Below are 389 nucleotides of genomic sequence, written 5' to 3' on the forward strand. Positions count from 1 at the left end.
TTCAGGTAAAATTACTTCATACCGATATGGAATATCTTCGGAAAAAGTGGAGCAGGAAAAAGGCATCTGCCCCTACTTTGGAAAGGAAACATCATAAATATTTCCTTCGGTTTTCATACACGGAGGAAGTAAGCTTATCAAAAACAGATGTAAAAGAGCAGGTGATATGCAGCGTTGATTTAGGAATCAATACGGATGCAGTCTGCAACATCATGCGTGCAGATGGCACTATCCTGGGACGTAAATTTATAAATTTCTCCAGTGATAAAGACCATTTGTATCATGTGCTTGGCAGAATCCGCCGTTTTCAGAGGGAACATTCCTCCAGACAGGTCCAAAGCCGATGGGATTATGCAAAAAGGCTGAATATGGAGCTGTCCCGCAAAATA

1 protein-coding gene is annotated in these 389 nt (G+C 41.4%); it reads right to left on the reverse strand.

Features of this window, described 5'->3' with window-relative positions:
* Positions 1–179: 179 nt before the first annotated feature.
* A partial coding sequence (locus tag DWZ45_RS14595; protein ID WP_207663865.1) for a hypothetical protein occupies positions 180–389 on the reverse strand: 210 nt, incomplete at its 5' end.

This window comes from Clostridium sp. AF32-7AC (assembly GCF_003477925.1).
Taxonomy (GTDB): domain Bacteria; phylum Bacillota; class Clostridia; order Lachnospirales; family Lachnospiraceae; genus Otoolea; species Otoolea fessa.